Below are 24,284 nucleotides of genomic sequence, written 5' to 3' on the forward strand. Positions count from 1 at the left end.
GTGCGCCAACTATCTCGCCAACTCAGGGTATGCTTCCGTGTAGCGTCATCCCGCTCTAGGTGCCGCGCCGCCAACCGAAGGACCTGATCCGCCACCGCACCGTCCACGCAACGCTGACCAACCATGAGATCGAGCGCGAGCCCGCTACGCCGGAGGCGCTGCGCGCTCACCCCGCGCTCACCCGCTTCATCGCCTGGGTCGCTGACAAGCCGCCCGACTTTCACAGCCCCACCCGACGCAGGACCGTGCGCGATGCGTGGCGGCTGAGCCGCAAACACTGAGCGGCCGATGCACGAACTGACACGGTGCTGACACCGCAGCGCTAACGCCCGGAGGTCGGTGCGCCAATGTCTGCCAAGTGCTTGGAAAAGTGGTGCCGCTTAGGTGACTCGAACACCTGACCCCATCATTACGAAGGCTCCTGACGCAGAACCTTTTATCGTTAAATTCCAAGCTCTAACCGCAATATCTGGTACCCAGCATTCCGCTTTCCCAGACGATCCCAAAACTGATCGAAAAGTGCAAGCTGAGCGTTTCCTAGCGAACGTCCTTTCGTCGGATAGTTCGCCGGAATCACACCTCCCGCCGACCTACTTGGCGCTCTTGCGGAAACCCCACCCGCGAAGCTTCCACGGGTGGGTCCGGTGTGCATTACCAGTCGCTCGGCTGCTGTTTCGCGCCGGCCCTCACCGCCGCCATGAGCCGCTCGTTGGCGACGTGGCTATAGCGCTCGGTGGAAACTTGGCTGGCGTGGCCGAGCACCTTGCCGACAGCGTACAGGTCGATGCCGTCGTTCACCATGAAGGATGCGGCGGTGTGCCTTAGATCGTGGATACGAACGTCCGGGATTTTCGCCTGTTTCCGTGCTGTCTGCCATGCATGTTTGATCGTCGTGAACGGCCGACCCGTGTCAGGGTTGGGGAGAAGATACTTGCTGCCGACGGTGCGAGGGATGCTGGCGATGAGGTTCAGCGCCTCCGGGGCAAGCGGTACGTAGCGAGACTTGCCGGTCTTTGATGTCGGGATGAACCACGCCTCGCGTTCGATATCGACATGCCGCCATTCCGCGTTCAACAGTTCCGAAACGCGCGCGCCGGTTAGCAGAAGTAGGCCGACGATATACTTCAGCGAAGGGTTGCGGGATTCAGCCACCGCCCTTTGCAGCCGCCTTACCTCCTCGGTGTTGAGAAAGCGATCACGTGCGTTGTTAAGCGGCGGGCGCCGGATGCCCCTTACCGGGTTCTTATCGACGCCGGGCATCTCCCACTGCATCGCCAGTTCGAACGACCGGCTGAACATCACCTTGATCTTCTCGACGGTGGCGGGAGCGAGGCCATCGTTGGCTTTGGAGGCCAACCACTTTGCGACATCGGGCTGACGGATTTCGCTGAGGATGACGTTGCCCCAACGCGGCTTGATATGCCGGCGCATGATCATCTCGGTGGTTGCGAAGCTCTTCTGATAGGTTTGTGCATGTTCGAGATGCTGCTGCGCGAGTTCGGCGTAGGTCGGCACCGCACGCATGGCTTTCTTTTCAGCCCCAGGATCGCCGCCAAGCTCCACCTCGGCACGCAGCCGCCGGGCGACCTTCTTCACCTGTTCGAACGAGACGAGGTGATAGCGGCCGATCTTGTGCTGTCGCTGACGACCGTAGCGGTCCTGATAGCGGAGATACCATGTCTTGCCGCCGCTGGAGCGAACCTCGAGGACAAGGCCGTGGCAGTTCTCGCCGTTGTCCCAAAAGTCGGTCTTCTTCTTCCCGGCTTCGCATTGCGCCAGCATCGCTGACGTCTGATCGAGCTTAATCTTGGGCATGAAAAATTATCCTTGTGAAAGAGGTTTGGAAGGGAGGCGCAGAGCAGCGCGCTCACCTGCGGAAGGGGTGGGTGCGGAAAGGTCTGGAATGGCGCTGGAAGGGTTTCCCAGAGGCCGAAAATCGATGCTCGGCACACAGAGGAAGCCTCGTCCTCAGCGCCCCTATGGACGCGGAAATGGCTGGTGGGGGGAGGGGGTAGCAACACCTTGAAACTTCACCGAGGCCGCCAGCATCGCTGTCTGCAGGCCATTGCCGAAGTTTGCGTTAGCTGCCGCCCCCTGCCCCCACCGCAGAGCTGCTATCGAATTGAGGTATAGACCCGCTCATTGCTCGACATCTGGATGCGCCACTGATCACGACCGTGGACGCGCTTCGGTTGCCCAAGGAGTTCACGGAAGGCCGCTCCGCATTCCTTGCATTGAGCATTGGTGGGGTACCTGACCCCGATGTCCGTGAGGAACTGCATCGCTGTCATGTACTGGCCTTCGCCTCGACGGCTCGCCTGCACGTCCACGTTCTCGATTACGCGCTCATGGATGGCGCTGACCACACGATGCTTGCTATTGTAGCTTTCCAGCATGATGTTCTCGGCGTCGGTGAGCCACCACTGCTCTCCGGCACGAACGTCGATGGCGAGTTGGGCATAGACCTGCTGCATGTCGATCGTATGGTTGTGGTCGAGCGCTTCGACGGCGATCGTCAGCCAGCGGTTGTTGCCAGTCGGATCGACGAGGAACTTGGTGTCGTTGACCGTTGCCGCGAACACCGTGCAACGAGGGTATTCTACCTCATCGTGGCCATAGGGCCGCCGCAGCTTGTCACAGTCGTTCGTCAGAAACCCCTTCAGGCGAGAAACATCGCGTTTGAAGGCGCCATCAAGCTCGCCGATTTCGACGATCCAATGACTGATCGCTCCAATGATCGAGTCCTCGCTGAGACCGTCCATATTGTGGTCGCGCTTTACCCACTGATCGCGTTGCCGGCCGGCCGGAACCAGCGAGCCAATCCAGCGTGTCTTGCCTACCCCTTGGCTGCCTTGCAGCGTTAGCACTCCACGGGTCTGGAAGTTGTCAGGGTGCTTCACGGCGGCAACAACACTCAGAAACCATCGTCGAAGGATAATGTCCTTAAGAGAGAGTGGGTAATCGGTCTGTGCCTTGACCGTAGCGTACAAGCTGGGAAGGCGATCAACCCCATCCCAAGAACGACTGTCGATCCATTCGAGAACCGGATTGTAAGGTCGCTGGTGCGCGATTTCTTCTGCGAAGGTTTGTGTCAGACCGCGGTCGAGATTGTGCAAGGCGCCTACGCTCAGGATTTCGGTCATGCTCGCGCGGCTGCCATCCGCGTGCTCAATCCCCATCTTCTTTTTGATGACGTCGAAGTAGGGTCGGAAGCCCGCGCTATCGATTAGGTGGCGTACGTTCTCGATAGTGGTCGGAATAAGACCAGAGCCGGGGCGAGGGGGATGCGGGAAGCTCGCTGGATCGAGCCGCCGCATCGGCGCGCGGGCGACAGGTGACTCGGATGTAGAGGCCTCATTGGTTCCCGAGCGCCCTAAGGGTTCTTCGGCGAAAGGTGGTAAGTCGGTCATATATCCTCAGGTGCGTCTGGGTCGGAGCCCAGGATTGATGTCGATGTGACACCCGCACTTGCGGAAGAACATGTGGCCACTTGGCCGAAAACCGGAGAGCTTAGTCACGAGCTCCTGACGGCGGGATATGATGGCCTGCCACCGATGGTCAATCGAAAAAATCGCATTATGTCGATTTTACCGATTATCCTTTTCCGATTTTCGAAAATTAGACCATCTCTTACTTGTGAATGTTCATAAATACGTATGTTCTGCACCTGAACTATTTGAATGCCATAACTCTTATCCCGCGAAAATTCCCTGCTGGAAGAGCTTTCACGATTGCAGCCGGGTCCGAATCGCCGCACCTATGGGTTGTCATGTCGAAGCAGCTTGAAGCCCGTGCGCTGGTTCGAATCGCAAGCCTCGCATCGCGCAGTGACCACATGGGCGAGCAGGACCGTGACGACGATCGCTAACGCGGCGAGCGGGTGCATCTGTATCAGCGCGAGCGTGGAGCAGATTGCCATACTGCCGAGTGTTTCCCGAGGTTTGGTAAGCACTCCCCAGAGCAGCATCAGCGCAAAGGCAGCGCAGAGGAAGAGGATCACCGCCCGCAGGATGCTGAGAAGCATGGAAGCGGCAACCAGATAGAGGATCAAACGCATTCTCGGTCCCTTCAGTCTGGAAGGGAGCTGAGCCGATTGGCCAAGCTTCATATAAGATGGCGGAGACAGCGCGTTACGTTGCGTACTCTCGGCACAGACGCAGTAGGTCTTCCGGTACGCCAACCACGTCTTTGATAAAGAGGACGTAGGCAAACCCGCTGTTGCCGACCGTCTGGATCAATTCGAACCAGCCGCCGTGAAGCTGCAGCCAGTCCCAGAACGGGTGAAAGTCCGGCGCGCCGTATCGTGCTCGGTCGTAAGGGCTCTCCAGGGGTGAGAAGCCCACCTCGCGCTGTATGTCTTCCTCTGTGTCTCCGGGCTCGACGATGAGGATGTGGGTCTGATCCAGGAGTTGCCCGTCGTACTGACGTTGTAGCCTTTCGATCCGCCGCCTTAAGAGGTCGAGAAGAGCGGGTTCGAGGCATAGGTTAAGAGCGCCCTGAAGGGACGCAGCATCGCTTAGTGAGATCATCGGAATCCTTTCGGGCAATAAAAAAGCGCCCGTGGAGATCCACAGACGCTGCGATGGCCGTGCTCGGCCGGATAGCTCGATGTGAGCTTTTGGCTTTTCGATTAAGTTGGCGAACTGCGATCAGGCGTTAGCGTGAATGTGCGGCTTGCACCTCGCAGCATCGATCGATCATGGGTCGGCGCCGCTGTTCATCACTGTATTCGCGGCATAGCGACAGCAGCTCCGGATCGACGTCCTCTGCTTCTTCGACGAAGAGCACAGCTCCGTAGCCATCGTCCGACAGCACGAACGTCAGCTCGAACCAGCCGCCATACTCCTCGATGCACTCCCATGACGGCGTGAAATCCGACTCGCGGTAACGAGCACCGTCAACGAGGTTCGCAAGGGGTGAGAAGCCTAGGGTAGCTTCTGCGTATGCCAGATCATCGCCGGCCTGGACGATGAGGAAGTGGGCCAGCTCGCCGAGGTCATAACCCTCATGCTCGCCAATCTGGCTTCCGCGACGGCGCAACAGGCACTTCAACTCGGTTGCAAGCGGCAGGTCCAAGGCGTTTGCCAAGTCTGCCGAGGATCGTATCGAGAGCATCGGTCATCTCCTCTGGACAAAGAAAAAGCCCCCGGCGGGAAGCCGAGGGCGTTGGGTTATGCAGGTGGTGGCCGTTACTAAGGGATTGCGTCCCTAGGCATCGGGGTTAGGGCCGTAGCGGTTTTCGCCGGCAGAGCCCGGCAGTGCCATGAAGACGAGTACGACGATCGGCCCGACGTAGGGTATAAGGTTAAGCAGCACGTACCAGCCGGGAATGTCTTGGTCGTGCATGCGTCGGACCTGGAGCGCGATTTGCGGCACAGCGATCACTAGTAGTGCGAGAATGGCAAGGGTGATGAAAGCGACAGCAGTACCGCTTAGATCTCCATAGAGGTCATTCCCTGTGACTGCCGCTATCAAGAGGACGACGCCGATTGCTACGGGTACGAGCTGAAACAGCCAGAACTCCTTACGTCCCGACCTGCCTCGGAAGTCGGCATAGCGCTGTAGGGGCATCTTCAGGTAGGCGAGAACGTCGCTTTGGGAGAGTTCAGCAGCCGGTCCTGTACCCGACCGTTTAGGCTTCGATCCGAACAGCAGCTTCTGCTTCGCCTGTTCGAATTCCGCTTCGGTGATGATCCCTTCGCCGCACAAGCGATGAAGATCCTCGATCCGCTTTAGAGACTCTTGGTCAATCATGACCTCGTTCCTTTCTGTGATGGGAAAGGCCGGCCGCGCCGGCGATGTGCTGAAGACATGCGACATCGCGCCAGTGCGTTGACGCGCTGACATTGCTGGCGATGTCGTTTCTCGAAATGTCGCCCCCTCTCGGAGCGACGTCGGCTTAGACCTCTATGCCGCCCCTATGTACCTCTTGGGGCAGCGGCCGAAGCCGGATGTTGGAAACCTACTTAGCATAGGCGCATGCGCCTTTACCGGCGAGCCGGCTGGACATGCGCGCATGCCACCCGGCCGTCAGCGCGAAGCTGTTGACCGAGTTGCTAAGAGGGGTTTCCACGCCCCACCTCCCGGCTTTCACGGAAGGCAAAGCGATCTTGGTGGCGGCCGACGTAGATCGCAATAGGGGGCAGCCGCCGTCCGGCGATTTAGGCCTCAGCGTCGGTGATACCGATACCTAACCAGATCGCACGCTCGACTGCACACAAATGCGGAACTTGCTCGGTCAGTGGGCAGATTCTAGCTACAAATTTGAGGGCGCAGCCTACGTGAGTGACGGGCCTACTTTGTCACCGAAAAGGGAGGATACTTCTTGACGTTTGTGGCACATGATGCCCTTCGCCGTTGATCTGTAGGCTGGGGCTGCAATGACACTCGTCAATTTCGCTATTGAAGCGCCCCCAAAGGTGACGTTGCAAGACTGGCTTGGCAACCGTCGGCCGTCACATTTGTCAACGAACACCGGCTCTGAACTTGTAGCCTTCCAGTCATGGCGGAAATTCAAAGAGGCCTTTGCGCCCGAGCTCATCGCGCAGGCTTTCGAAGAAACGGAAGCTGCGCTTGGGAGGCCCGTCCTCGCTACCATCGATCCATTTGGAGGGTCAGGCACAACAGCTTTGTCGAGCCAGTTTCTCGCGGCGCGACCCTGCACCGTCGAGGTTAACCCCTATCTAGCCGATCTGATCGAGGCGAAGCTTGCAAGCTACGACGCGAGCGCTCTGTTGGCTGACTTGGAAGCGGTCATAGAGGCCTACAAGCCATTCAGGGGGGACACCCCGTTCCCCGGTGCACCGTCGACGTTTGTCGAGCCCGGCATAAACAAGCGTTACATTTTTAATCGAGAGGTCGCGAACACTATCGCCGGCCTCCGAGAAGCGATTTTGGCGATAACAAATGTCGAAAATCGACGTTTGCTGCGCGTTGTTCTGGCATCAATCTGCGTGCCTGTCAGTAACGTCGTGGTAAGTGGTAAGGGGCGCCGCTATCGCCGCAATTGGTCAAGCCGAAAAATTAAAGAATCTGACGTCACGAGCATGTTCTATAGTGCTGGCGAACAGGCAGTCGATGATGTGTTGCGTTATCGAAATAGACTTTGCTTAGATTATGATTTGATACGTGGCGACGCGCGCGAAAACATTCCAGAAGATCGGCAGTTTGATGTTGCCATATTTTCCCCACCTTACCCGAATTCATTCGACTATACTGACGTATATAATGTTGAGCTATGGGCGGTGGGTTATCTCGCCGGCGCTTCGGATAATAGAGCGCTGCGTCTGAAGACGTTGCGTAGCCATGTGCAGATTAAGCGCCCGTTTGACGCGTCAGACCTGAAATCGAATACATTAAAATCTGTGTATAACGACTTGGACATCGTTAGATCTGAACTCTGGAATCAGTCGATTCCAGACATGGTTGTTGCCTATTTTGATGACATGCACAAGATAATGACGTGTCTATTCAAAACTTTGGTAAAGAACGGCCGCGTATATGCTGTTGTGGGCGATAGTCGATACAACGGGGTTTATGTACCGGTTGCAAAAATCTTGACAGAGTTGGCAATTGTCATGGGATTTTCAAAGATATCTGAAGAACCTTTTCGATCAATGCGTGCATCGCCTCAGCAGGGTGGCAAGAAAGAGCTAAAAGAAACTCTTCTTGTATTCTCGAAGTAATTTATAAAATATAAGCACAATCCATTAGGTTGTAATGCATTAGGATATTTGAGGCTCTGCAAACATTCTAACTGGATTAGCGAAATCTAACCTTTTGGCGTGGTAGTCGGGATCATAATTAATATCACGATCACGATAATAATGCCCCTTTTCGTGATCTATTGTAGACTGACTCTCCGTGAGACCACGGCGTCTAGCATCGAACACGACGAGATATCCACGCGTGCGAAGGCGAGGTGCCGTTGCTGAGTCGGCGTCAAGATAGTCACTTAACTGCTTTGCGCCCTCATTCGCGCGAGCATCACGATATATCGTAGTGATTTTCCCGGCGGCATCAACAGAATCACCAAGCCATTTAATCTCAATGATAGCCCGATGTGTGGTGTCAGCCCAAGTCACCTTAATATCTACAGGGTGACTCTCATCGACTATTTGCTCCGGCCTAACCTCGGCATCTGGAAAAGCATCTCGCAGGAACTGGTGCAACGAGCGCCGCATCACTTCTTCAGGCTTCGCCCGCAGGAACAGACGATTTTGTTCTGCCCAAATGCCATCCGCGTGATGCGCAAGGATGAAGCAAATCGTCTTGTTGACAACGTGGGTGGCATATCGAGCTAGTGCGGCATCCAAGCTAGAAAAGGTCGGTCTCGCAAAAATACTAGCCATTGCGGCTGGCGATGGGTTCGGGATTGTGAATATTTCACCGCCAATAAACATCCGCTCGACACGATTGCTATAAGCATAAACCACTGCCTCATGAGATAACTGTATCGCATCAGGCAGCAGGTTATAAATCTCAAGGCGACCGTTCGGGAGCGCATTTACAGCACAATTTCCGGCGATTTGATGCTGGATTGGTTGGCCCGCCCCAATATTGTGGATCGGAGTACCTAGCGAGGAAGTCGTATCTGCTCCGTCAGGACGTGCGACGACCATCAATGTGCCGGTATAAAGAGAGGGGTCCAGATCACGGTATATGCGGCGAAGGGCGGTCACCAGTTGGCGCAGAGCTTCAGTTCCTGATGAACCGAAATGCCTTCGTGCGTGAGGCACATACATGCTTTCGGCGATCTCACGCATAGCGTCGATGTCGATCTGCATTATTTTTCAGATGCCTCAATCGCCTGTAAGCTGGGCAGCTTTGCAGAATAGGTCATCCAGACCATCGAGGGTGTCAAAAGGTCGTCCGGAACGACGCCGGCGACTTTGCGCAGGGCATGGATTTGATCGTAAAGTAGACTCTGCGCACTGTTAGAGAGCAGTGGCGGGTTGCCATCTTGAAGAGCGGCGCTCGCCGATGTTGGTTCACCATCAATGCCGGCGGCCAAGGTCGACGCTGGTAGAAAAAGCGCGCTATCGCAAGCCGGCATCAGCCAGCGTTCGCGTGGCTTTAGCCGATCGGAAAGTAGGGGCTTCGATCGGAGAAAGGCGTCATCGCCAACTACAAATCGTCCACCGGACGAAAGGGTTGCCAGCCCGCTCGTATAGAGCCGCTCAAGCGCCCCGTTTAGGTCTGCGCTGAATGGTGCGCCGAACTCTGAGCGAATAAATTGGTAGCCCCAGATTGCTAGCGGCTTGCCATCGTAGAGGCCGAGGAGGCATGCGAGATAAGCAATTCGCTGAATCTCGAAGCGGCTCGCGCCGCCAAGCTCGGGCCCTACACGGCGGATAATGGTCACCGCGTCGAAGAAAGCCTCAGGGCCGGTTTTCACGAGCGCCCCCCTGATTCTGCAGTGCTGCTGAGATCTCGCCGTATGCGTTCTCGAAGAGCTGGCTAGCGTTCTGCTGGACGTCCGAAAGTTCGGTCCATCCCGTCATTTGAGACAGAGCCATTCGGCTGGCGCCGCATTTGCTTGCCAAGGTCTTCAACAAGAGCGACGTGTTAATATTGGCTGTCATCAACAAATCATGTCCGCTCTCGACAAAGCGAGCAAACATGTCGCCAGCACGTTCTTCATAAGCAATATCAAGCGAACCTTCGGGCGTGTCGATGAAAAGGGGCGCTCGGTCTGTTTCGAGTGACATCTGTTGCGCAAGTGACATGCGGAGTGCGATATCGATAAAGAAGCGCTGGCTTTCTGATAATTCTTGCGGGTCCTGTCGAGCATCGCCGTCAAGTTCTATTTCTAAGCGTAATTCTGTGGGTGCAGTTTCCCGCAGTGTAACGCTCAAATCGATGCCTAAGAAGAGCTCAGCAAGCTGACGAAAACGCGGCACAAATTCGCGCTCTGTCAGAGCGTAGCGGCTTTCCAAGCGATTTTGCAATTCCTTGTATCGACTGCGTAGTTCATCGCGGTGCCTATAATGGCCGTCACGAACTCCGATGAATTCTGCATACGTGTCTTTCAAGCTCTCGATCGTTTTCTCAATCTTTGCATTGCCGGCGTTGCGATGTTCTCTTAGCGAATCTGCAACTGACGAGTTTGCCTCTTCAAAAGCAGCGAGTGCAGCGCGCGCATCAATAACCGAGTTACGTTGCGCTTGGTGCTCCAGTTCAAGCCGCGTGCGGGCCCCCTCGGCTTCGTCGAGGTCGCTCTTGGCATTTGTTAGCTTATCGTCGAGTTGCTTGAGCTCAGCTTCGAGAGCGGTTGCATCGCTCGGAGGGGCGAGGTCGCTGTCACAAAGCGGGCAGATTTGCCGCTTCAGCTTCGCTTCAATATTCGCCACTACCACATGGCCCGAAGCATGACAGACAACGCACTCCTCCGCCGACAGCGAGTTGATGACAACCGGATGGCTGGCAGCATTCGAAGGACCCGACAGCATGCGATTAAAAATGTCAGAATAGGCTGCTCGATGAATGGCAAACGTGGCTGTCGACCGAGCAAACTTCAGCTCTGCCTCGTTTAGCCGCGCTTCTGCCCTTTCTGCTGCTGCCACAGCTTCGTTCAGAGCATCCTGCAGCCGACCATGGTCGCGCGCGAGCGCTTCAAAGTCTGCGTCTGGTGGCGTGCCGCCTAGCTCATCGCGGAGAACCTGGATGCGCTTACGCGTATTGTTAGCTTGATACTGCGCGTTGCGAGCTCGGCTGTCTTCCTGATCTGCTTCGCGCTTTAGCCCGTCCGCCCGCGCTGCCTCGTCCGGATCACCGCCGAAAGTAAGGAAAAGCACCTGTGACGAAGCCCGATCATCCCAAAAAAGAAGATGCCGGCTTTCATCAAATGTAAAAACAAAATGCTGTAGAAATATAAACTGATCAAAATTATTTAAACCAACTGCGGCGGAAAGCAGACGCTTGTATTCGTCGGCGCGCTGGTAGGAAGCTAAATCGCTTCCATCGAATACAACTTCGTTGCCTTTCGTAACGTGAAGCCGAGTTACGTTTTGGTTAGAAAAGAGGCCGCGGGTTATTGAAAATCGCTGATCGTTGACATCGAACTCAAGCGTGACTGACGCTAGATCACGATCCTTCTCGCCGATCCGACCGTCGAAGTAATGTTGCGTGAAGCGATGCGCATCGCCGACGTAGCGATCCGCAGACAAGAACTTACGAGCTGGATCCGGCACATATCCCGTAAGGCCATAGTTGACTGTGGAGAGAAATGTCGACTTTCCGATGCCGTTCGCCCCAGCGAGGCAATGAACACCAGGTTGCAGGTCCAGTGAGATATTTGGCTGCAAGCGATAAAGTGTGAAGTTTGAGAGCGTAACGCGCCTGACTCGAGGAAAAGCAAAGCGTGTTACGGCCAACGCTTTATCCGGTTGACCATCCGTTGCCGTCGGCACCCTTGCCCCCATCTTGCCACAGCTCAGTTAGCAATCGTCAGTTTGTTGGAAGTTTGCAAGCATCCCAACTGCTAATTCCGCCTAACATGATCAGGCGAGGGCTCCAATGACGCTCGTTACGGTAGTGAAAGCGATGAGCTATCGTCGCTTCACGCCTAATTTAGCAAAAAATGGTATATGAACCTTAGGCGATCAAAGGCGGCAACCGTCAACGTCTGACCCAATTACAACCCACGCCAAAGGCACATTGCCTAGGACGTTTTGAGTTTGCCTGCTGGAAGGGGTGGTGCCGCTTGCGTGACTCGAACACGCGACCCCATCATTACGAAGGCAGCTCTAACCCGACCTGAGAACCAGCACGTTCAACGACTTAGCGTCTATTTCTGGCCCTTTTCGGAGCCTGCCCAACAACTTCCCAAACGCATCGGAAACGCTGTCAGGTGCGTATCCTACGCAAAGCGCGTTAGCGTGGGAAGTCGGCGAAACGCGACCTCCACCAGACCCACAGAAAACATACGCAAAGTCGGTGATGCGCGCCTGCCCCGCCCGCGTCGGCATACGGGCGGGGAGCTTTGTTGCTACAGCCAGTCGACCGCCTGCTGCGCGGCGCCCGCCTCGACCGCGGCCATCAGCCGGTGATCGGCGACATGACTGTACCTCGCCGTCGAGGTGTGGCTGGCGTGGCCAAGGATCTTGCCGACGGCGTAGAGGTCGATGCCGGCGTTGATCATGAAGGACGCCGCCGAGTGGCGCAGGTCGTGGATGTGAACGTCATCCAGCCTCGCCTCGGCACGCGCAGTCTGCCACGCATGCTTGATGGTGGTGACCGGCTTTCCCGTCGCCGGGTTCTCGAACAGGTACACATTGCCGTTTGCCCGCGGCACTCGATCGAGAAGGTCCAGCGCCGCCCTCGACAGCGGCACGTAGCGCGACTTGCCCGTCTTCGACATCGGGATGAACCAAAGCCGCCGTTCCAGGTCGACATCGGCCCATCTGGCGCCGAGCAGCTCGGATACGCGTGCGCCGGTCAGCAGAAGGAGGCCGACGATATACTTGAGCTGCGGATTGACCGACTTCGCCGCCGCCGCGTGCAGCCGCTTGGCTTCCTCGGCCGACAGAAAGCGGGTGCGGGCATTGTTGATGCGCGGCCGCGGGACACCGCGCACCGGATTGCGCTCGGCGCCCGGCACCTGCCACTGCAGCGCCAGCTCGAAAGAGCGGTGGAAGAGGACCCTGATCTTCTCCACCGTGGCCGGCGCCAACCCTTCCTCGCGCTTCGCCGCCAGCCACTTCGCCACGTCGGTCTGATGGATTTCGCTGATGATGGCTTTGTCCCAGCGCGGCCGGATGTGCCGGCGCATGATCATCTCCGTCGTGCTGTAGCTGCGCTGGTAGGTCTTCGCGTGGTCGAGGTGCATCTGCGCGAGTTCGCCATAGGTCGGGACCGACTTGGTCACCGCCTTCTCGGCGCAGGGGTCGCCGCCGAGTACGACCTCGGAGCGAAGGCGTTGCGCGGTCTTGCGCACTTGCTCGAACTTCAGGTCGCCGTGGCGGCCGATCTTGTACTGGCGCTGCCGGCCGTAGCGATCCTGATAACGCAAATACCAAGTCTTGCCGCCCGACTGGCGGACTTCGAGGACGAGGCCGGAGCAGCTTTCGCCCGTGTCGAAGTAGTCCGTTTTGCCGCGGCCGGGGAGGCACTCGGCGACCGCCGCAAACGCGTGGTCGAGCTTCACTCTAGGCATGGTGGTTCTCCAGATGGCGCAAGCGCCCACGCCGCCGGAAAGCGGGTGACGCAGCGAAAGTTGGGGAAGGCGCCGGGCAGAGCCGGCGGTCAGGTGGCGAGCGCGTCCGGCTTCACTGCGGGCGCTATCGTCAGGTCGAGTAGGTTAGGTGTGCGAAGGTATGGCGCGATGCCGGGTGCGCGGTCCTAAGGAAGGCATAGGGTGGGGCGACGCCAAAAAACTGCGTCGCCCTTGCCCTTCTTCGAGTTAGCGTCCTTCGAGCCTCAGGTGCCCGACGGCGCCGAAGCCGAGGCGGGGGGTGGGTGGAGACGCCGCCGAAACTGCCGAACCGGGGGCGTCGACACCCCCTCTCGGATTTCAAAAGGTCCCCACCCCACCCCCTTCGTGAGTTGGGCGCCCTTTCTAGCGGACGGTGATGATCGCCACCGTCACGCCCGAACGAGCATTGTGCATCCGCAGAAGGCTAGCTTGACCGCTTGCCTCCGCGGATCAGCGGAACACGATATTTCGCAATGCCGTGGACAGTGGTGGCCGTGATGCCCAGTTCCCGGAGCAGACTGCCACACTCCCGCGCCATCGCGTTGGTTGGATTCCTGAAGTCCGCGGCTTCAAGTACCTCGGTCGCGGACATCTGCTTGTTCTCTGGGCGACCGAGGAGGCTGAGATCGAGCAACCCCATCACCTTGTCCTTTACCGCACTGGTGCTGCGATGGTCGCGGTTGTGTTTGGCGAGCATCGCTTCCTCCTCGTCGGTAAGCCACCACTGCTCGCCGGCCTGAAGCAGGACGTAGAGCTCAGCGAACACCTGCTGCATGTCGATGCCGTGATTGTAGTCCAGGCCAATGACGGGGATGACCCAGAACCGGCTATTGCCGGTAGGATCGACAAGGAATTCCAGGTCGTTGACGGTCGCCATGAAGACGGTGCGGCGCGGGTATTTCGACTCCTTCCTGTCATAGGGACGGCGGACCTTGTCGAAGTCGGCAGTGATGAACCCTTTGAGCCGCGCGACATCCTTGCGAAGCGAGCTTTCGAGCTCACCGAGCTCGACCAGCCAATGTCCGATCGCCGACAAGATGCTGTCTTTGTCGCCGCCGTCGAGATGATGGTCGACCTTGATGACGCTGTTCCCCAGCACCTCGTTGTCGATCAACGCTCGCAGCCATCTGGTCTTGCCGATGCCCTGCGGGCCCTGAAAAGTCAGAACGCCGCGCGACCGGAACCCGCTGCGCATCGTCGCCGCAGCGACGGTGCTGAGCAGCCACCTGAACAGCAGCGCATCCCTGAAGGCAGGCGGAAAGTCCTCCTTCAGCTTAACGGTCGCATAGAGGTCGGGCAGGCGACTGACGCCGTCCCACGGCTTCGACGTGATATAGTCCTCGACGGGGTTGAGGAGGTTGAGGTCCCCGATGGCATAGAGGTAGTCGGGTACGTCACTCGTCCGCATGCCGTTCAGCCGGCACAAGCTGATCACGCGGCTAAGTGTGGAGTTCTCGAAGTTGTCGACCGTGCCGACATGGCCCGGAATCGAAATTGCCAGTTCTTTCGAGATAACGTTGTACCGGACGCTGATGCCGTACTGGCGTAGCAGGTACTGAAGGTTCTCGATCGTCGCCGGGACTTGACGCGAGCCCACTTCCGGCTTGTGCGGGAAACGAGCGGGATCAATCTTTTCCCACCTCTCCCGCACGCGGTCAGCATCGTTGCACGCCGGCTGGCGGGTTGGGTTGTTCGCGTCAGACGGCAGCGACACTTGCGCCCCCGATCGTCATGCGGACGAACCCGTTAAGTATATTCATGTCAGTCGCCTTTCTTTAACCCTTAAAGGGTTAATCCAACGGGTTCAGAAAATGACGACTTATCAATAGGTTGGTCGCAAGGCAGTTTACGAGAAAAAGTGGGCGAAAGTGGCGGGAAACCACATCACCCAGCCAAAGCCATCGTCGCTCAGGACGAAGACGATTTCGAACCAATCGCCGTGCTGCTCGGCGACCTCCCACGACGGCGTCCATCCCGGTTCGCCGTACCGGCTGCCATCGACGAAGTTGACCAACGGCGAGAAGCCGAGCTCAGCCCTCACCGCCTCGACGGTGTCGCCGGGCTCGACGACGAGGAAGTGTACCAGCTCGCCGATATCCTCGGCGCCGTAGCCTTGCAGCTGGTCAACGCGGCGCGCGATCAGCGCCCGCAGCTCGGGGTCGATGTCGGATGAGAGCGCGCGCGAGACCGCGGCGCCGTTGCGCAGTGAAAGCATGAGCCTTCTCCTTCGGACAAAAGAAAAGGCGCTCAAGGGTGTCATCCCTTGAGCGCCTGGAGGGCCGCGAGTTGCGGCCGGGCTAGCTGGTGTCGGTCAGGTGGCGTGCTTGCCGAAGCGCGCCTGGACCCTGATGTCGGCGTGGCCGGCGACGCGCAGCGGGATCTCGAAGTAGTCCTGCACCGCCTTCAGAGCCTGCCGCTCGGCGAGCGCCACGATCGTCGGGTTCTGCGCCGAGCGTACCACGGCCTTGCGCGCCGCGGCGTAGTTGAGCTTGCGCAGTTCCTCGACGTGGTCCTCGTCGAAGGTGAGCAGCCCGCCGTTGGTGGCGCGGGCCTTCTCGGGCAGGAACGCGACGTTGCCGAGCACGAGCCGCGGCAGCTCGATGACGACGACCTTGGTGTCCCGGTTGTAGGCCACGTCGTCCGCGCCGACATTCGCGAGGTCGACGTGGTAGGCGACGCTCGCCGGCACGATCAGCTCCTGGCTGCCGCTGATGAGGCCCGCCAGCCGCGAGCGGGTGACGCGCACGCTGGGCTCGGCGGCGTACTCGTACACCTGCAGCCGGTTCTGATCCCGCAGGCTCGCCAGCGTGACGGTGATCACCTCGCTGGCGTCCACGCTGAACAGGCCGCCCTGACGGACGACGCGGTCGATGTCGGGCGGCGGCGCGGTGACCCTGCCGGCCGTGAACGACGCTGCGGCCACCACGGCGGCGCCGATGGCGATGTCCTTTGTCTTCATGTTGTTCCCCTTGGGTTGGGCCTCCGAGGGCCGTTTCAAATAAGATGCCGCTTTTCCCGCGCTCACCGCGCGAAGGTCCGGCAGAGGTCGCTGAGCCGGCGATCGACCCCGTCCGCGTCGGCGATGAACAGGACGAAGGCGAAGCCGCTGTCGCCCACGCAGACGACCAGCTCGAACCAGCCGTCGTGCCGGCGGAGAAGGTCCCACCACGGTAGGAAGCGGGCGTCGCCGGAGCGGACGCCGTCGACCGGGTCGACGAGCGGCGAGAAGCCGACTGCCTCGACGATCTGCGCCTCGGTGTCGCCGGGCTCGACGACAAGGAAGTGCGTGAGGTCGGTGAGATCGCCGTAGGGCGTCGCGAGGTCCGCGATGCGAGCGTTGAGGAGCGCGCCGAGGCGGGGCTCGAGCGCGAGGTCGCGCGCGCCCTCGATGGACGCGCGGTCGGGAAGTGAGATCACGGGTCATTCCTTTCGGACAAAGAAAAAGCGCCCGCGGTTGCCCACGAGCGCTGTGTTGGAAGGGATGCCCGGACGCGCCGGGCGGCCGAGTGACTAAGAAAGCAACATTACGGGCGGTTGGAGATCAGGATGGCCTTCGGCTTGGTGTTAGTTGGCGTAGTCGACGCCGATGAGTTCGGCGCGAGCGGTGCTCGCCCGACCGTCATCGACGTGAATCTCGGTGGCAGACTGTGTCTCACCCGGAGCGATTGCCTTCACGACCATCGTGTCTGACGCGAGCGGCAGCCCGTTCTCTGCAAAGAAGGTGATCTCGACATCAGCTGACAGCACGGGTGTCGCGCCGCTGTTGGTCACGTCCGCGGTCCAGGTGATCACTGTGTCGTCGCCGAACGTGTCGGTCTTCGCCCATTCGAAGTTTGAAACGGTAACGTCGCTCGGAGAAGGCGCGCTGTTGAGAACCGTGCTTGTCCCGGCGATCTGCGCAGGCGCCACGGGCTGCGACCTGCTAACTGGTTCGTGTTCTCTGTCGGTCAGCTTGGCGCCGACGAAGATGATGCCGACTGACGCGACCCCCGCCAGAGCACACGCCGCTAGTGAAAGCGAGATCCCGGAGCTGTCGCCGGAGGCGCTATGGCCGGCCGCAACCGTGCCGTCTCGCGCTGCGAAGAATGAAATAACGCTCAGCACGCCAGCGCCTACACCCCAGAGATAGAGGTCGTTGAAGCTACCCTGCGCCGCTCCCAATGCCGCCGTGAACGCCGCCAAGCCGAAGCAGACGCCAGATACCTTGGGCTTCTGCATAACGAAGGCGGCGCCGATCATCGACAAGAGCGCCATCAGGACGCCCGCGCTGCCGGCCGCGGAAAGGCCGGTGTCTTCTCCGAGCGCCCCGCCGGCCGAAACCACGCAGGACTGCAAACCGACGATGAAGAACAGGCTCAGCCCGATGATCAAAATTGCAATGCGCATGTCGCCCCCGTCCGGGACGACCTCGGCTTAGACCCTTGTGCCGCCCCTATGTACCTCTTGGAGCAGCGGCCGAAGCCGGATGTTGGAAACCTACTTAGCATAGGCGCATGCGCCTTTACCGGCGAGCCGGCTGGACATGCGCGCATGCCACCCGGCCTTCAGCGTGAGCTGTTGACCGAGTTGCTAAGAGAGGTTTCCACGCCCCACCCCCCGGCTTTCACGGGAGGTATGGCGATCTTGGTGGCTCGATGCATGCTTCGCAATAGCCCGCGCGCGCCCAGCTACTGCCTGTCAACGGCCTACAAGCGCGAAACAGCTTCATATTTTCATGAAAATATGATTTGTTAGTTTAATGAAAAGCGAGGCAGGAGGCGACGAGGCTGGCGATGAAAATCTTCAGATACAGGTTCCGATCGCTACAAAGCGTGATCTTGGGCAGCGTTCGCTCGACACGCGGGAACCAATCCGCATGGTCGTGCTAAGAGCGCTTTCTGCGTACGGCGTGGTTGTGCCAGACGGCACCATCATTGATCGCCGGAAGCGCAGCTGATGACCGACGACTTCGTGGCGCTGACTGTCGACGAATATGCTCGTGAAGCGGCGCGCACCGACCAGCGAAAAGGTACGCGTACTGTTGGGTTCACGATGCTGGGCCTGTTCGGTGAGACGGGCAGTCTGCTTGCCGAAGCAAAAAAGAGGCAGCGTGACGCAGCCTCCTATCTCGGTTATGCGGACGCCGTCGCCGAAGAGATTGGTGACGTGCTCTGGTATCTTGCCGCCATCGCGCGACGGCTTCGGATTTCGCTCAGCGATCTAGCTGCCGCAGCCATTGAAGCGGGTGGCATTTATCAAGCCGGCAACAACAGCGCACTGACTCTTCACAGTCTCCAGCCTGTGCACATGCCGCTTGCCAAGGAGCCGACGCCGGAATTCGAACACAGCCTTCTCGGCCTCGCGGGTGAGGTCGGCCTCCTCGCCAGTGAAGTGGCGAGCAGCAACGGCGTCGGCGAGCGCGCACGCGTGGCTCCTCGACTAGTAAGCATCATGCGGCGGCTGATCCAGGCATCTACTGATTCCGGCATCGCAATGGAGGGTGCCGCTATCAAGAATCTGCAAAAGATCTTCGATCGCTGGCCGCGCGAGCGGAGTTACCCTGAGGCGTTCGACGCGGATAAGGACGCCGAAGAACAGCTACCGCGGGCAATGCAAATCGATGTGTACGAGCGGACGGTTCGCGGCCAAGTCTATGTGTTCCAGCGCTCCCGCGGCGTTTATGTCGGCGACCGCCTCACCGATAACGCGGTGGAGCCGGACGACTATCGGTTCCACGATGTCTTCCACTATGCATATGTGGCCGTGTTGGGCTGGTCTCCGGTCATCCGGGCGCTACTTCGCTTAAAGCGGAAAAGTGATCCCAAGCTCGACGACGCCGAGGATGGCGCGCGCGCGATATTAATCGAGGAAGGCGTCACGTCCTGGCTTTTCGGCCAAGCTAAGCAGCTCGACTTTTTCGAAGCCATCAAGCCCGGTGGACTTCCGCTGGACATGCTGAAGCATGTTCGACAATTCGTCGCCGGCTACGAGGCCGATCGCTGCCCGCTGTGGCTTTGGGAAGAGGCAATTCTCCAAGGCTACACAGCATTTCGTTTCCTTCAGAAAAACCGTCGGGCGCAAATTGGGATCGATTTCGCGCGCCGGCGCCTGCGTATCAGGGAGCTGCCTCAATGACCCCCAAGAGTTTCGTGTCGGCGTTGGCGGCCGCAGACCTTCCTTCTGTATTCAACCCGTGGCGCGATCACTGCGCCATCCATGATCGGCGCGATGCGGCTGCACGGCGGCGAGCCAATCTCGAAGAAATTCTGGCGGCTGCGCTTGATGCACGGGTCGAGACAATATGGATCGCACGGGACCTCGGCTATCGTGGCGGTCGGCGTACAGGCGTCCCGCTGACCGATGAGGTGCATCTCGTTCATGCTGCGGCACTGATGGGTGGGATAGCGCTGGAGCGCGCGACGCAGGGGCCAGCGATCGCCGAGCGCACCGCTGCGGTCATCTGGCAAGTGCTCTCTCGAATTGGGCAACCCGTGATGCTCTGGAACGTGTTTCCGTTTCATCCGCACGAAGCGGGCGATCCGATGTCAAATCGCTGCCACACCCGAGCCGAACGCGAGGCCACTTGGCCGCTGCTTCAGGCGCTGGTTGCAATGGTGCAGCCTAAGCGCATTGTCGCTATAGGGCGAGACGCTCATCTCGCGCTTGATGGACTCGATATCCCGATTACGGCGATCCGCCACCCAAGCTATGGCGGCCAGCGAGAGTTCATCGGCGGCATGTACGATCTTTATGGCATTACCGACGATTGCGAGGCGGCGCCAAAGCTACCGCTTGAACCGCGTCACGACGTTGGCATTTGCGCGATGGCTTGATCGCATGCGGCAAGCATTGGCATTATGTCCGCCCGATTCCACTTATCAGTATCTACCTTGGCGTGGGTCGAGAGTATCGTAAGCGATCCGACGGTTAGGCCAGATTCTTCGGCCACGAACTGCAGGAGCCGCCCGAGCCCGATCAGATTGCCGAGCAGCTTCTCGATGTAATAGTGGTTTCGATACATAGCGGTCAGAGCGAGCTTTCGCTCGCCCCCACTGCCGATTGGCTTGAAGCTGGCGAAGCTTAGGCACTGACCACCATACGGCGAGTCGTCGACGTCTCGAGCTGGATCGAACACGCTGAGTTCGAACTTGTTGAGCGCGCCAACGGCGGGGTCTTTAAGACGCCTGATAATATCGGTGAGCTGGTTGATCGGATCGCCCTTGAGCTGGGGGAGCTGCATCATCCGCTCGAAATAATATCCAGACCACCTATCGCCCTTGGCACGGACCTTGGGCAGGACATTGTCGCGGAATCGGTCGAAAAATAGTGGCGATCCATGTCGCCGGTACAACCCTGCCGGAAAGATGGTGTTGGCGACAGTCTCAATGCGCTTGGCGCCGTGCTTGTCGTGGAAGGCATCGACGGTCGCAACGACCGGGTCCGCAAGCGATGCACGCGCAAGAGGATCAGCGATATCGATCACGACGTTGAAATCATGATGCCCAGGCCGCGCATCGACTAGGGCCACCGCCTCGCGCCATGCCGACACACAATCAGGCTGCGGTGGAACGGGTAGATACATCGACGTTCTCCCTCAAAATCGCGGTCGCGAAAAGGCGAGGCTCCAGGAAGCCTTTGGTAAGCCAGGCATGTCCTTCGAGCCCCCAACCAGCGCCCCAGCTGTTGCGAACAAGGATTGCTTGTTGGCCATCGACGCGTCCGTGGCCAACGGCGACGACAGCATGACGTAGGCTAAGGTCGGGTATCTCTCCGACCCCCGGCTCGACGATGCCGTCCGCCGCAGGACGAAAGAAAGCTTGCGAGAGATAGGCGAGCAGGATGACCGGATTTCGTGCGGCTATTGAAGTAATGATCGGCGCGAGATCAACCGCGCCCATGCCACCAACACGCCCGAAGCACGGCCCAATGCTTAACGGCGGGACCCAAAGTGCAAGATCACTGGGCACAGCGTTGAGATATGGCCAGCCAGCTTCTTCAGGCTGACCGTCAAGTTTCAGCGTCTCAAGCATACCCGACAGCGTCGCACCTTGGTCGTGCGTTCGTCGACACCGCCTCTGCGCATGGAAGTAAGCATATTCGCACGAAAGTGGCGACCAGCCGTCGCGCAAAGCCGCATGTGCGTCGCTTGCCGCAAAAGCGAGGCACGTGGGCCGCGCTCCTTGATCGCGCACGGGGCCAAGCATCGGCCGTAGGTCGGTGTCGATCTCGATCATAACTAGGCTTACGCGGCCTCGAGCAGGAGACGTCGCTCGGCGCGGGAAAGACCTTCCTGCTCGGGTCCGGTGAGGTCATAGTCGATGGTGAGGCTGGCATTTGCTGTGGCAGGCTGCCAAGGCCGACGCTCAGCCAACGAGACGCGTCCCCGTTGCGCCACTTCAGGTGCTGCCGTGACGCGCCGCACGACCGGCCCGCCAATTGCCTCGGTATCGACGGCTTCCCGTTCGTCGCGAACGATCGCAAAGCCGCTCGCGATCAACTTATCGAGGTCCCAGAGATAGCCTCCGCCGCTGTGCTCCTTGAGGCGCAGGACAAAGAGGTCGTTGGAGCTGCCGTCGATCCGTGTCCCCTCATCCTGCTGGGTCAGCAGCCAGACATCGCCCCGATAATTTTCGGGCTCATAGTCCTTAAGCAGATTGATCTTGAGGGCGCGTGGTTTCGTGTCGAGCAGTTCCCGCATGCTCGCGTCTGAGATGAGCTTGTAACGAGCTAACGTACGGCATGTCGCTTCATAGCTCGCGCCGATGCGCAGCGAGAGCTGATAAGCGACATTGGGACGCCGCAGCTCCGTGACGGTCCAACCTTGCCGGGCGCAATGCAAAGCAATGAGCCATTTCGGCATCATGAAAGCGATCGCGAACGCGTCGGCCTCAGTTTCCTCAAATTTCGAGCCAGGCTCGGGGCTCATCGGCATCCGGCGAAGAATGCTTTCGTCATCAAGGCTCGGTTCGTGGCGCATAGCGAAGTGCCCGAGCTCGTGAGCAGCCGTGAAGCGCTGGATGCTCATTGGCCGCTCCGTGGTGACCAAAACACCGGGAACCGGCGAGCTAAGGTAAGCTCCGAGCAACCCTTTTAGTGGACGCAGCAACAAAGGGAGATCGAGCGCATTGATGGCGGCGAATACATCAATATTGCCGCCATGTTGCTCAATCAGCGCCTGCGTACCGAGTTGACGATGAAGGCGGCCAGCTGCCATCGCCCCTGCACGAACAGCGCTCTCATAGTCCACGGCCATAGTTTAGCCGTGTGTCCCGATCGATCGGGTACGTAGATAGTCGGCGAAACGGCTGAGTTCTGCGCGATCCTCTGTCGAAAGATCAGCTACGCGCCGGGCAAGATGCGCCACGTCGGCCGGCAGGCCAGCCGATACTTCGTCTTCGCCCGTAAAATAACCAACCGACTGCCGATAGAGTTTGGCGAGCCGTGTGAGCTCAATCGCTTCAACGCGACGCTGGCCGTTCTCAATGTCGGTGAGGCCTGTGCGCGGAATTTTAAGATAGGCTGCAACCTCGTCCTGCTTGAGCCCAAGATACTTGCGAGCCTCCCGCAGGCGGTCTCCCAGTTGCCGGCGCTCCGCCTCGTCATCGACGCTTTGGTGCATCGCCGATTGACTCATGGCTTGGCTCCTTTCTTCTTCAACCAAACCTTTTCAATCCTCGGGATGAGATGATCGAGGGCTTGCTGGATCGAATCGTAACCCCCTGTGCGAACGATGTTATCGCGCAATTCAACGCCAACGATCGGCTCGACAGCGCAAAGCGTATCAACGATCGACAGCGAGTCGAGAGGCACTGGCGCGTTCAAGACGCTCGCCTTGTCCTTCGGAAGAGCGATGCCGCGCAATTGGGCTTCGACGCGCGCGACTTCCAGCAGTTCGTCGAGCAGCGCTTCAACCACATCAGCTTTGGGAAAGCCGGCTGTGGCCGGAAGCGGGGGAGCAATAGTCGCCATTAACGCCTCGCGGGATTTGACTACATCCGACATATATAATGTCTGATTATCCGACACGCAAGTGCGCGCCGAACTATCACGCTGTCTCAGCTTCTGGATGACTGTGGTAAGTCCTGCCTGAGCGGCTGGTCACTCGCTCGCTGGAGCTGCAGGCTCCTTACCCAGTACCCACGCGAAACCCACGCCAAAGGCACTCTGCCTAAGACGTTTCGAGTTTGCCTATTGGAAGGGGTGGTGCCGCTTGCGTGACTCGAACACGCGACCCCATCATTACGAATGATGTGCTCTACCGGCTGAGCTAAAGCGGCACGGGCGCGGCTCATAACAGTGTGCGGGGGGTAACACAAGCAACGCGCGCGCCGCGGGCGTTTTAACCTCTCGGCAACCCTGATCGACGACATTGGTCGCTTGGCGCGGCGAAGGGCGTGGGTCATGATTCTGGCGATGGACGACGAGACGTTCGAGGGGACCGAACCCGCCTATGACGCGCCGCCGCGGCTGAGCGACGCCGACGAGCGCCGGCTGCATGCGCGCGCCTTCAACCATTGGGCAACGTTACAGCGTGGGCGCAGCCTGCCGCGACCGGCCGATCTCGATCTGGCGACCTTGGGTGGCTTCGCGCCGAACAGCGTGCTGCTGGCCATTTCGATCCGCGATGGCGCGCCGACCCTGCGATTCGTCGGGCCGCGGCTTCGGGCGCAGGACCGGTTGGCCGCCGATGCGGCGCTCGCCGACGTGCCGCCCGGCTCGCTGGTCGCCCGGCTCGTCGCCCGGGTACCGGAGGTGATCGCCGCCCGCGCGCCGGTGGGGTTCGCCGACGAGTTCGCGGCGTCGCCGGGCAGCGAGCTGCTGTGCCGCGGCGTGCTGATGCCCTTGGCGAGCGACGGCGAGACCATCGACCTCATCCACGGCGTCGTCAGCTGGAAAGAAGTGCTGTCGCCCGAACTGGCTCGCCGCCTCGCCGCCGAGCTGGGCGATGCGGTGGAGGTACGCCGCGCGGGTACGCCGGCGGTCGATCCCTTCGCCTGAGCCCGGCTTGTCATGCAGCGGCCGCATGGCTGCTGCGGGGCTGCCGGCCTTGCCGCGAGTCTGCCAAAATCGCATAAGCGGGCCATGACGCCCGGTAATCGGGCAAATATTT

General features: G+C 59.3%; 25 protein-coding genes and 1 tRNA gene. 5 read left to right on the forward strand and 21 right to left on the reverse strand.

Annotation, left to right across the window (positions count from 1 at the left end; all coding sequences use genetic code 11):
- The first annotated feature begins 59 nt into the window (after window positions 1-59).
- Window positions 60-281 carry a hypothetical protein gene (locus tag ACFOMD_RS17220; RefSeq protein ID WP_380863688.1) on the forward strand — a complete coding sequence of 74 codons (222 nt, stop codon included), beginning with the start codon at window positions 60-62 and terminating at the stop codon, window positions 279-281.
- Between the two features lie 370 nt (window positions 282-651).
- Here ACFOMD_RS17220 and ACFOMD_RS17225 read toward each other — a convergent pair whose 3' ends face one another.
- From ACFOMD_RS17225 to ACFOMD_RS17250, 6 genes are all read right to left on the reverse strand, one after another.
- Complete coding sequence (locus ACFOMD_RS17225) at window positions 652-1,815, reverse strand: tyrosine-type recombinase/integrase (protein WP_380863691.1); 1,164 nt, start codon at window positions 1,813-1,815, stop codon at window positions 652-654.
- A 299-nt stretch (window positions 1,816-2,114) separates the two neighbouring features.
- Window positions 2,115-3,410, reverse strand: coding sequence for a VapE domain-containing protein (locus ACFOMD_RS17230; protein ID WP_380863694.1), 1,296 nt, complete (start codon window positions 3,408-3,410; stop codon window positions 2,115-2,117).
- A 347-nt stretch (window positions 3,411-3,757) separates the two neighbouring features.
- Window positions 3,758-4,057 carry a hypothetical protein gene (locus tag ACFOMD_RS17235; protein WP_380863697.1) on the reverse strand — a complete coding sequence of 100 codons (300 nt, stop codon included), beginning with the start codon at window positions 4,055-4,057 and terminating at the stop codon, window positions 3,758-3,760.
- Between the two features lie 73 nt (window positions 4,058-4,130).
- Window positions 4,131-4,529 carry a hypothetical protein gene (locus ACFOMD_RS17240; protein WP_380863699.1) on the reverse strand — a complete coding sequence of 133 codons (399 nt, stop codon included), beginning with the start codon at window positions 4,527-4,529 and terminating at the stop codon, window positions 4,131-4,133.
- A gap of 127 nt (window positions 4,530-4,656) precedes the next feature.
- Window positions 4,657-5,076: a hypothetical protein gene (locus ACFOMD_RS17245; protein ID WP_380863702.1), complete on the reverse strand. Its 420-nt coding sequence runs from the start codon at window positions 5,074-5,076 to the stop codon at window positions 4,657-4,659.
- A gap of 132 nt (window positions 5,077-5,208) precedes the next feature.
- Window positions 5,209-5,754, reverse strand: a complete 546-nt coding sequence (locus tag ACFOMD_RS17250; protein WP_380863705.1) for a DUF805 domain-containing protein — start codon at window positions 5,752-5,754, stop codon at window positions 5,209-5,211.
- A gap of 626 nt (window positions 5,755-6,380) precedes the next feature.
- On the opposite strand from ACFOMD_RS17250, the gene ACFOMD_RS17255 reads away from it, so the two are divergent.
- Window positions 6,381-7,685 carry a hypothetical protein gene (locus tag ACFOMD_RS17255; RefSeq protein ID WP_380863707.1) on the forward strand — a complete coding sequence of 435 codons (1,305 nt, stop codon included), beginning with the start codon at window positions 6,381-6,383 and terminating at the stop codon, window positions 7,683-7,685.
- 39 nt (window positions 7,686-7,724) lie between these two features.
- On the opposite strand, the gene ACFOMD_RS17260 is transcribed toward ACFOMD_RS17255, so the two are convergent.
- The 9 genes from ACFOMD_RS17260 to ACFOMD_RS17300 form a co-directional block, all read right to left on the reverse strand.
- Window positions 7,725-8,786 (reverse strand): hypothetical protein, encoded by a 1,062-nt coding sequence (locus tag ACFOMD_RS17260; RefSeq protein ID WP_380863709.1) that lies wholly within the window; start codon window positions 8,784-8,786, stop codon window positions 7,725-7,727.
- Window positions 8,786-9,397, reverse strand: a complete 612-nt coding sequence (locus ACFOMD_RS17265) for a hypothetical protein (protein ID WP_380863711.1) — start codon at window positions 9,395-9,397, stop codon at window positions 8,786-8,788. The genes ACFOMD_RS17260 and ACFOMD_RS17265 overlap by 1 nt, the downstream gene beginning before the upstream one ends.
- On the reverse strand, window positions 9,381-11,411 hold the full coding sequence (locus ACFOMD_RS17270) for an AAA family ATPase (protein ID WP_380863714.1): 2,031 nt from the start codon (window positions 11,409-11,411) through the stop codon (window positions 9,381-9,383). The genes ACFOMD_RS17265 and ACFOMD_RS17270 overlap by 17 nt, the downstream gene beginning before the upstream one ends.
- A gap of 578 nt (window positions 11,412-11,989) precedes the next feature.
- Window positions 11,990-13,156: a tyrosine-type recombinase/integrase gene (locus tag ACFOMD_RS17275; RefSeq protein WP_380863716.1), complete on the reverse strand. Its 1,167-nt coding sequence runs from the start codon at window positions 13,154-13,156 to the stop codon at window positions 11,990-11,992.
- Window positions 13,157-13,619: 463 nt separating this feature from the next.
- Complete coding sequence (locus ACFOMD_RS17280) at window positions 13,620-14,909, reverse strand: VapE domain-containing protein (RefSeq protein ID WP_380863719.1); 1,290 nt, start codon at window positions 14,907-14,909, stop codon at window positions 13,620-13,622.
- 132 nt (window positions 14,910-15,041) lie between these two features.
- Window positions 15,042-15,410 (reverse strand): hypothetical protein, encoded by a 369-nt coding sequence (locus ACFOMD_RS17285; protein ID WP_380863722.1) that lies wholly within the window; start codon window positions 15,408-15,410, stop codon window positions 15,042-15,044.
- A gap of 96 nt (window positions 15,411-15,506) precedes the next feature.
- Window positions 15,507-16,154, reverse strand: a complete 648-nt coding sequence (locus ACFOMD_RS17290; protein ID WP_380863725.1) for a DUF4230 domain-containing protein — start codon at window positions 16,152-16,154, stop codon at window positions 15,507-15,509.
- A 62-nt stretch (window positions 16,155-16,216) separates the two neighbouring features.
- The gene (locus ACFOMD_RS17295; RefSeq protein WP_380863728.1) at window positions 16,217-16,612 is read right to left on the reverse strand and encodes a hypothetical protein; all 396 of its coding nucleotides are present in this window, start codon (window positions 16,610-16,612) and stop codon (window positions 16,217-16,219) included.
- A 147-nt stretch (window positions 16,613-16,759) separates the two neighbouring features.
- Entirely contained in the window at window positions 16,760-17,581 is an 822-nt protein-coding gene (locus ACFOMD_RS17300; RefSeq protein ID WP_380863731.1) for a hypothetical protein, read from the reverse strand.
- Window positions 17,582-18,130: 549 nt separating this feature from the next.
- Here ACFOMD_RS17300 and ACFOMD_RS17305 point away from each other — a divergent pair.
- Window positions 18,131-19,309 (forward strand): pyrophosphatase, encoded by a 1,179-nt coding sequence (locus tag ACFOMD_RS17305; RefSeq protein ID WP_380863734.1) that lies wholly within the window; start codon window positions 18,131-18,133, stop codon window positions 19,307-19,309.
- Window positions 19,306-20,007 (forward strand): uracil-DNA glycosylase, encoded by a 702-nt coding sequence (locus tag ACFOMD_RS17310; protein ID WP_380863737.1) that lies wholly within the window; start codon window positions 19,306-19,308, stop codon window positions 20,005-20,007. Before ACFOMD_RS17305 ends, ACFOMD_RS17310 begins: the two co-directional genes overlap by 4 nt.
- On the opposite strand, the gene ACFOMD_RS17315 is transcribed toward ACFOMD_RS17310, so the two are convergent.
- From ACFOMD_RS17315 to ACFOMD_RS17340, 6 genes are all read right to left on the reverse strand, one after another.
- A complete protein-coding gene (locus ACFOMD_RS17315; protein ID WP_380863740.1) occupies window positions 19,977-20,756 on the reverse strand; it encodes a hypothetical protein in 780 nt (259 codons plus the stop codon). The two genes, ACFOMD_RS17310 and ACFOMD_RS17315, sit on opposite strands and share 31 nt — an antisense overlap.
- Window positions 20,728-21,408, reverse strand: a complete 681-nt coding sequence (locus ACFOMD_RS17320) for a C1 family peptidase (protein ID WP_380863742.1) — start codon at window positions 21,406-21,408, stop codon at window positions 20,728-20,730. Before ACFOMD_RS17320 ends, ACFOMD_RS17315 begins: the two co-directional genes overlap by 29 nt.
- 8 nt (window positions 21,409-21,416) lie before the next feature.
- Window positions 21,417-22,427 carry an ImmA/IrrE family metallo-endopeptidase gene (locus ACFOMD_RS17325; protein ID WP_380863745.1) on the reverse strand — a complete coding sequence of 337 codons (1,011 nt, stop codon included), beginning with the start codon at window positions 22,425-22,427 and terminating at the stop codon, window positions 21,417-21,419.
- A gap of 3 nt (window positions 22,428-22,430) precedes the next feature.
- On the reverse strand, window positions 22,431-22,808 hold the full coding sequence (locus ACFOMD_RS17330) for a helix-turn-helix domain-containing protein (protein WP_380863748.1): 378 nt from the start codon (window positions 22,806-22,808) through the stop codon (window positions 22,431-22,433).
- A complete protein-coding gene (locus tag ACFOMD_RS17335) occupies window positions 22,805-23,176 on the reverse strand; it encodes a hypothetical protein (protein ID WP_380863751.1) in 372 nt (123 codons plus the stop codon). The genes ACFOMD_RS17330 and ACFOMD_RS17335 overlap by 4 nt, the downstream gene beginning before the upstream one ends.
- Window positions 23,177-23,375: 199 nt before the next feature.
- Window positions 23,376-23,451, reverse strand: a tRNA-Thr gene (locus tag ACFOMD_RS17340).
- Window positions 23,452-23,575: 124 nt separating this feature from the next.
- Here ACFOMD_RS17340 and ACFOMD_RS17345 point away from each other — a divergent pair.
- Entirely contained in the window at window positions 23,576-24,172 is a 597-nt protein-coding gene (locus tag ACFOMD_RS17345; RefSeq protein ID WP_380863754.1) for a hypothetical protein, read from the forward strand.
- Window positions 24,173-24,284 lie beyond the last annotated feature (112 nt).

The sequence above is a fragment of the Sphingoaurantiacus capsulatus genome (assembly GCF_042648405.1).
Taxonomy (GTDB): Bacteria; Pseudomonadota; Alphaproteobacteria; order Sphingomonadales; family Sphingomonadaceae; genus Sphingoaurantiacus; species Sphingoaurantiacus capsulatus.

Bases quoted from the DNA above. Each gene is read 5' to 3' on its own strand.
- ACFOMD_RS17235 (WP_380863697.1), bottom strand. From the start codon at position 4,057: ATGCGTTTGATCCTCTATCTGGTTGCCGCTTCCATGCTTCTCAGCATC.
- ACFOMD_RS17230 (WP_380863694.1), bottom strand. From the start codon at position 3,410: ATGACCGACTTACCACCTTTCGCCGAAGAACCCTTAGGGCGCTCGGGA.
- ACFOMD_RS17285 (WP_380863722.1), bottom strand. From the start codon at position 15,410: ATGCTTTCACTGCGCAACGGCGCCGCGGTCTCGCGCGCGCTCTCATCC.
- ACFOMD_RS17325 (WP_380863745.1), bottom strand. From the start codon at position 22,427: ATGGCCGTGGACTATGAGAGCGCTGTTCGTGCAGGGGCGATGGCAGCT.
- ACFOMD_RS17310 (WP_380863737.1), top strand. From the start codon at position 19,306: ATGACCCCCAAGAGTTTCGTGTCGGCGTTGGCGGCCGCAGACCTTCCT.
- ACFOMD_RS17335 (WP_380863751.1), bottom strand. From the start codon at position 23,176: ATGTCGGATGTAGTCAAATCCCGCGAGGCGTTAATGGCGACTATTGCT.
- ACFOMD_RS17255 (WP_380863707.1), top strand. From the start codon at position 6,381: ATGACACTCGTCAATTTCGCTATTGAAGCGCCCCCAAAGGTGACGTTG.
- ACFOMD_RS17290 (WP_380863725.1), bottom strand. From the start codon at position 16,154: ATGAAGACAAAGGACATCGCCATCGGCGCCGCCGTGGTGGCCGCAGCG.
- ACFOMD_RS17250 (WP_380863705.1), bottom strand. From the start codon at position 5,754: ATGATTGACCAAGAGTCTCTAAAGCGGATCGAGGATCTTCATCGCTTG.
- ACFOMD_RS17320 (WP_380863742.1), bottom strand. From the start codon at position 21,408: ATGATCGAGATCGACACCGACCTACGGCCGATGCTTGGCCCCGTGCGC.
- ACFOMD_RS17275 (WP_380863716.1), bottom strand. From the start codon at position 13,156: ATGCCTAGAGTGAAGCTCGACCACGCGTTTGCGGCGGTCGCCGAGTGC.
- ACFOMD_RS17225 (WP_380863691.1), bottom strand. From the start codon at position 1,815: ATGCCCAAGATTAAGCTCGATCAGACGTCAGCGATGCTGGCGCAATGC.
- ACFOMD_RS17300 (WP_380863731.1), bottom strand. From the start codon at position 17,581: ATGCGCATTGCAATTTTGATCATCGGGCTGAGCCTGTTCTTCATCGTC.
- ACFOMD_RS17345 (WP_380863754.1), top strand. From the start codon at position 23,576: ATGATTCTGGCGATGGACGACGAGACGTTCGAGGGGACCGAACCCGCC.
- ACFOMD_RS17260 (WP_380863709.1), bottom strand. From the start codon at position 8,786: ATGCAGATCGACATCGACGCTATGCGTGAGATCGCCGAAAGCATGTAT.
- ACFOMD_RS17305 (WP_380863734.1), top strand. From the start codon at position 18,131: ATGACCGACGACTTCGTGGCGCTGACTGTCGACGAATATGCTCGTGAA.
- ACFOMD_RS17330 (WP_380863748.1), bottom strand. From the start codon at position 22,808: ATGAGTCAATCGGCGATGCACCAAAGCGTCGATGACGAGGCGGAGCGC.
- ACFOMD_RS17240 (WP_380863699.1), bottom strand. From the start codon at position 4,529: ATGATCTCACTAAGCGATGCTGCGTCCCTTCAGGGCGCTCTTAACCTA.
- ACFOMD_RS17315 (WP_380863740.1), bottom strand. From the start codon at position 20,756: ATGTATCTACCCGTTCCACCGCAGCCTGATTGTGTGTCGGCATGGCGC.